The 6,435-nt window shown below is 72.0% G+C and carries 5 protein-coding genes; 3 read left to right on the top strand and 2 right to left on the bottom strand.

Annotation, left to right across the window (positions count from 1 at the left end):
• The 3 genes from ONA70_RS33820 to ONA70_RS33810 all read left to right on the top strand — a co-directional run.
• Nucleotides 1–315, top strand: a 315-nt coding sequence (locus tag ONA70_RS33820) for a low temperature requirement protein A (protein ID WP_265010551.1), incomplete at its 5' end; no start/stop codon positions are given.
• Nucleotides 309–455, top strand: a complete 147-nt coding sequence (locus ONA70_RS33815; RefSeq protein WP_265010550.1) for a hypothetical protein — start codon at nt 309–311, stop codon at nt 453–455. The genes ONA70_RS33820 and ONA70_RS33815, both read left to right, overlap by 7 nt.
• A 58-nt stretch (nt 456–513) precedes the next feature.
• Nucleotides 514–1,566, top strand: a complete 1,053-nt coding sequence (locus tag ONA70_RS33810; protein ID WP_265010549.1) for an SRPBCC domain-containing protein — start codon at nt 514–516, stop codon at nt 1,564–1,566.
• A gap of 50 nt (nt 1,567–1,616) precedes the next feature.
• Here ONA70_RS33810 and ONA70_RS33805 read toward each other — a convergent pair whose 3' ends face one another.
• Together ONA70_RS33805 and ONA70_RS33800 are read right to left on the bottom strand one after the other, a co-directional pair.
• Entirely contained in the window at nt 1,617–5,897 is a 4,281-nt protein-coding gene (locus tag ONA70_RS33805; RefSeq protein WP_265010548.1) for a discoidin domain-containing protein, read from the bottom strand.
• A gap of 91 nt (nt 5,898–5,988) precedes the next feature.
• Nucleotides 5,989–6,435: discoidin domain-containing protein (locus tag ONA70_RS33800; protein ID WP_265010547.1), on the bottom strand; the 447-nt coding region annotated here is incomplete at its 5' end.

Genomic DNA, 6,435 nt, shown 5'->3' with positions numbered 1-6,435 from the left:
CGGGTGGACAAGTTCGAGGTCTTCTTCGATCTGGTCTTCGTCGTGTCGTTCTTCATCATCACCCGGGCCACCGCGGCGAACGTGAGCGGACGGCAGCTGCTGCACGCGATGCTGGTGCTCGCCGTGCTCTGGTGGTGCTGGATCGTGCACAGCGTGGTGGCCAGCCGGATACGGCTCGGCGAGGGCTTCGTCCCGGTGCTGATGGTGATCGGCATGATCGCGCTGTTCACCTTCGCCCTGGCCCTGCCGCAGACCTTCGGCGGCCTACGCGAGGGGTCGCCGGGCCGGTCCTGGTCACGATCAGCTACGTGGTGATCCGCGCCGTGCACCTGGCGCTGTACGCGCACGCCACCAAGGGGCGGCCGCTGGAGCGCCGCAAGCTGTACCAGTTCGTCCCCGAGATCGCCATCACCACGCTCCTGCTGCTGGTCGCGGCGCTGCAGCCGACCGAGTGAGCGCCGGACGGGTCGACCGTCCAGCACGGGGTGACGCGGCGCACCGTAGAGTCTCCGCGTGATCGAGATCGACACCGAGGTCGAGCTGTTCCATCCCGCGGACCGGGTATGGCAGGCGCTGACCGATCGGGGCCTGGTCGCCAAGTGGTTCGCCGAGGCCACACCGGCACCGGACGCGCCGGACCGGCTGCTGCTGCGTACCGCCGGGCTGCCCGGGTTCGACGCCGACGTCGAGGCGGAGGTGGCGCAGCTGCGAGTGCCGGAGCTGCTGGTGCTGCGCTGCCAGGAGGGCGGGCGGCGGACCCTGCTGACCGCCACGCTCGTCCCGACCGGCCACGGCTGCCGGCTGACCGTCGGCGAATCGCTGGAGCACGGCGAGTGGGACGCCGACGCACGGGCGGAACACCATCAGCAGGCCGTCACCGTGCGGCTGCCGGCGATCCTCGACTGGCTGGCGTTCCAGCAGGTCGACCTGCGCCGCGCCGACGGCGGGCTGACCGCCGAGCTGCCGCTGGTGCGGACGCGGGCCAAGGCCGGCCGCCGGCGGGCCGTGCTGATCAGCGGTCTGGGGTGCCTCGCCCTGGCCGGCGGGCTGGCGGTGTGGGTGACCCGTCCGGAGCCACCGGCACCGGCCCCGGTGCCGGAGGCGACCCCGCTGGTGATGCCGAGCAGCACCCACGGTGGTACGCCCGCAGCCGGCCCGTCGCGTTCACCGCGGTCCGCCAACCGCAGCAGCGCCACCGCCGCCCCGAGCCCGTCGGCGACCCCCAGCCGCACGCGCGCCGCCAGCGCGTCACCGGTGGCGCTGGCCGCCACCTACCGGACGGTCGCCGACCGGGTCTTCGGCTACCGGGGCGAGGTCGTGGTCAGCAACCCCGGCGGCACGGCGAAGCAGACCTGGACGGTGGTCGTCACGGTCGCCTCCGGGGCGACGGTCGGCAACGTCAACGGGGCGACGGCGACCCAGGACGGGGAGGTGGTCACGTTCACCGGGCCGGCGGTCCCGCCCGGCGCGACGGCGACCATCCGCTTCGACGTACGGGATCCGGACCCGCGCAGCCAGGCGCCGAAGGGTTGCACGGTCGACGGCAGCCCCTGCGCGGGGCTGTAGGAGCGCCGCCGGGCGGACCTGCGTCCACCCGGCGGCGCCGGTTCGCGGGGTCAGTTGCGGGTGATGGTGAACGTGCTGGTGGTGTTCCGGATGTCCTGGTAGTTGTCGGTCAGCCGGAGGCTGGTGAAGGTGGCGGAGCCGACCGCCGGGCCCTGCCCGGGCTCGGGCAGTTCGTTGACCCAGATGCCGAACCCGGACTTGGCGTCGAAGGCGTCACCACTGCGTTTCGCCCCCGAGATGGACACGTTGCTGAGGACCGTGTCGGTGATCGGGTTCTCCGGCTGGCCTCCGGTGTACTTCGTCTGGAACATGATCCCGGAGTACGTCGGGTCGACGATGTCCACGTCGGAGATCCGGATGCCCCGGAACTCCTTCGAGGCGGAGAAGAGCCAGATCGCCGGGAACGTCTGCTGGCCCCAGAAGTGGCCGCCGGAGCGGACCAGCGAGACGTTCTGGAACTGGGTGGGCGGGCTGGCGCCGAACCCGATGAACGGGTAACCGAAGTCCAGCGAGCTGATGGTGACGCCCGAGTACGTCAGCTGGTCGGCGATGTACAGGTTGCGGAAGGTGTTGTCGTAGCCGCCGTACACGGCCACGCCCGCGGCCCGCCAGGTGAGCGTGGCGGTCAGGTTCTCGAGGACGTTGCCGTGGTTGCCGGTCGACCCGCCCTGGTCGGTGGCCGAGAACAGGGCGAACGCGTCGTCGCCGGTGGACCGCCCCTCTGAGTTGGTGACCAGGTTGCCGGTGCTGCCGTTGGTCATGTTCACCGCGTCGGCGAAGGTGTCCCGGAACCGGCTGTCCCGGATGGTCAGCCCGCTGACGCTCACCCCCCAGTACGCGCAGACCGTGTGCTCGACCCAGACGCTGTCCAGGGTCAGGTTGTCCACGTCCTTCAGTTCGCCCCAGACCTTGCCCGGCCCGTCGATGCGGTTGGTGTAGTTGCCGAAGAACGCCAGGTGCGCGAAGGTCGAGCCGCTCGCCGAGGACTCCACCCGGAAGCCGGCGTCAGTGTTCTGCTGGTTGGTGGGCGTCTGGAAGCGGGTGTACCACATGCCCGCGCCGACCACCTTCACCGGCTTGCCGTAGACCTGGAACTTCTGGGCCGTGTCGTAGGTGCCGGGCGGCAGGTAGACACCGACCAGGGTGCCGGTGGCGTCCATCCGGACCGCGTCGAGGGCGTTCTGCACGTCGGCGTGGCTGAAGCCGTTCGGCACGGTGTAGCGGGCCGGGTCCGGGTTGGGCCGCGGCGCCACCAGCTCGGTGTTCACGAAGTCGATGGCGTACGTGGTGGTGTTGGCCGGGTCCTTCTGCAGCCGGATGGTGGCGCCCGCCGGGACGGTCGAGTCGAGCATCACGTTGGCCTCGTCGTACAGGTGGCGGGGGGCGCCGGCGCCCGGTGAGTCGCTCGGGCTCGCCTCCGCGCCGTAGAGCCAGATGTGCTTCGAGGTCAGGTTGATCGGCTTGTGCAGCACCCCGTTGACGTAGATGTTCACCGTCGCGTCGATCCCGCCGCCGGCCGCCGAATCCGGAATGGAGAAGCGGGTGACCAGGGTGTTGGTCGCCGCCCGGGTGGTCCACTCGACGTACGCGCCGGTGGTGTTGAGGGTGACCGCCCGGCGGCCGGACGCCTCGCCCGCCAGGTCGCCGATGGTCCGGTTCGGCCCGATCACCTGCGCCCCGCCGCCGATCCGCCCGTCCTCGGCCTCGTACATGTCGTACGGCAGGTTCGCGCCCCGGCCGACGAACAGCGCCCGGTCGCTGGTGTTGTTCTGCTGCTTGACCGGCAGCTCGTTGGCGTCGACGGCGAGCGCGACCCGCACGGTGTACTTCCCGTTGGCCGCGGTCCAGCTGCCCAGGTTGACCGCCGGGCTGGTCGCCCCGGCCGCGATGGTGCCGCTGTAGGAGCCGGTCAGGGTGCGCACCACCGAGCCGGTGTCACCGAGCAGGGTGAGGGTGATGCCGTGCGCCCCGCCGGCCGAGGCGACGGTGCCCTGGTTGCGGATCGACACCGAGAAGCCGACCGTGGCGCCGGCGCTCGGTGTGCCCGGTGACCAGGTGACCGCGCCGGCCACCAGGTCGGAGCTGGCCACCGGGCTGACCGTCAGCGAGCCGGTCCGGCTGTTGTTCGACTCGTTCTGCTCAATGACCGTGCCGGCCTCGTCGACGGTGGCGGTGACCTCGTAGCTGCCGGCGTCGCGGACGCCGATGTCGACGGCGACGGTCGCCGAGGCCCCGGCGGCCAGGGCGGCGACGGCGGCGGTGCCGACCTTGGCGGTGCCCAGGTAGAAGGTGACCGCGGTGGCGGCGGACGCGGCGGTGCCGGCGTTGCGGACGGTGGCGGAGAGGGTGACCGGGTCGGTCTCCACCGGCGCGGACGGCGCGGACGACAGGCCGGTGACGGTCAGGTCCGGATTCGGCGCGGGGGTGCCGATCACCTGGAGCTCGGCGACCTGACCGTTGGACGAGCCGGAGTTGGCGGTGAACTGGAGCCGTACGTCGGCGGCGGTGGCGGTGACCGGAATGGTGACCGTGTTGCTGCTGCTCGGGCTGAACGAGTAGGTCGCCGAGTTGACCAGGGTGGTGAAGCCCGACGCGGACTGCTCCCGGCCGAGCACCTGGAAGGTCTGGGTACGCGGTCCCCAGATCGGGTCCGGGTTCAGCTTCACCACGACCGCGCTGACGCTGGCGTTCGCGCCGAGCGCCACGGTCAGCGTGCTCGGGTACGCCCCCGGCGCCCCCTCCCAGTAGGTCGTGACGTCGTCGTCGTTGGCGTTGGTCGCGGTGAAGACGTGCACCACCGAGGAGGCGGTGATCGGCTTGCCGACGGCCAGGTTGCTGCCGCCCGGGGTGCTGCCGGTACGGGTCACCGTGTTGGAGGTCGCCGAGACGTTCCCGGCCGCGTCCCGGGCCCGGACGTAGTAGGAGACGGTGGCGGTGTCCGGCTGGGTGTCGGTGTACGACAGGGTCGAGCCGTTGACGCTGGCGCGCAGCGCGTTGTCGGCGTACACGTCGTAGCCGGTGACGCCGACGTTGTCGGTCGAGGCGGTCCAGGTCAGCCGGATCTGCCCGGACGCCGGCTGGGTGTATGCGAGGTTGCCCGGCGCGGTCGGCGCGGTGGTGTCCCCGGTGTTCCCGGTACGGGTGACGGTGTTGCTGTCGGCGGACTGGTTGCCGGCGGCGTCGTGCGCCCGCACGTAGTAGGAGACGGTGGCGCCGGCCGGCTGGGTGTCGGTGTACGACAGGGTGGCGGACCCGACGCTGGTGCGCAGCGTCCCGTTGGCGTAGATGTCGTAACCGGTGACGCCGACGTTGTCGGTGGCCGCGGTCCAAGTGAGCCGGACCTGATCCGGGGCCGGCTCGGTGAAGGCCAGGTTGCCGGGGGCGGTCGGCGGCTGGGTGTCGCCGGTGGCCGGCCCGTAGATCTCCAGTTCGGCGAGTTGCCCGGCGGGCCAGCCGGTGTTGGCGGTGAACAGCAGCCGGACGTACCGGGTGGTGGCGGTGGCGAAGCTGATCGTGACCGCGTTGCCGCTGCCCGGGTTGAACGTGTAGCCGGCGGCGGCGACCAGGGTGCTGTACGTGGCGCCGTCGGTGCTGGCCTGGACGGTGAGCGTCTGGGTGCGGGTCTCCCACCCGGCCGGGAGCTTGAGCACCAGCTTGTTCACGCCGACGGTGCCGGCGAGGTCGGCGCGGATCCACTGCGGGAAGGCGTTGTTGGCGCTCTCCCAGTAGCTGGCCGGGTTGCCGTCGTTGGCGTTGCCGGCGCCGTAGACGTCGGCGTGGCTGCTCTCGGCCATGGTCCGGCCGAGGGCGAGGTTGGTGGTCGAGCCGCCGACGCCGTAGACCTCCAGCTCGGCGAGTTGGGCGGCGGGCCAGCCGGTGTTGGCGGTGATCGCGACGCGGACGTACCGGGTGGTGGCCGGGAAGGCCAGGGTGACGGTGTTGCCGCCCGCCGGGCTGAAGGTCCGCCCGGCGGAGCCGACCACGGTGGTGAAGCCGCTGCCGTCGGTGCTGGCCTGCACGGACAGGGTCTGGGTGCGCGACTCCCAGGTCGGGGGGAGCTTCAGCACGACCTGGTCGACCGGCTGGGCGGCGCCCAGGTCGACCTGGGCCCACTGCGGGAAGGCGTTGTTGGCGCTCTCCCAGTAGCTGCCGGCGTTGCCGTCGGTGAGGTTGCCGGCGGTGTAGGGGCCGTTGGCGCTGCTGGCCGAGGCGGCCCGGCCGAGGGCGAGGTTGGGGCCGCCGGCCGCGGCGGCCGGGGCGGGAGGCGGCGCGACGATCGCGAGCCCGATGGTGGCGAGCACCGCGACCAGCCGGGAACGGAATCTGGACATGGTGGAGGGACACCTTCTTCCGGGGATATGGAGAGGTGGGTGTGGTGGGGGTGATCGGGGTCCCCGCCGCGTCGCGGGGACCCCGGCGGCGTCAGCTCGCGTACGCCTCGAACTCACTGAGCTGGCCGGCGGGCCAGCCGGTGTTGCCGGTGACGGTCAGCCGCAGGTGCCGCTGGTTGGTGGCCGGGAAGGTGACGGTGGCGGTGTTGCCGGTGGCGGGATCGAAGGTGTAGCCGGCCGACGCCTTGACGGTGGTCCAGGCCGAGCCGTCGGTGGAGCCGAGCACGGACAGGGTCTGGGTGCGGGTCTGCCAGGCCGCCGACGGTGGCAGCTTCAGCACGATCCGGGACACCGGGTACGCCGCGCCGAGGTCGACGGTCAACGACTGCGGGAAGGCGTTGTTGGCGCTCTCCCAGTAGGTGCCGGCGTTGCCGTCGACCGCGTTGGTCGCCACGTACACATCGGCGTGGCTGGTTTCGGTCACCGGCCGCCCGGCGGCCAGGTTGCCGCTCGGCGGCGGGCTGGTGGTCGGGGGCGG

The organism is Micromonospora yasonensis (assembly GCF_026013475.1).
GTDB lineage: Bacteria > Actinomycetota > Actinomycetes > Mycobacteriales > Micromonosporaceae > Micromonospora > Micromonospora yasonensis.
Note: the sequence above shows the minus strand (reverse complement) of the source record. Positions and strands in the feature narration are given on the sequence as shown.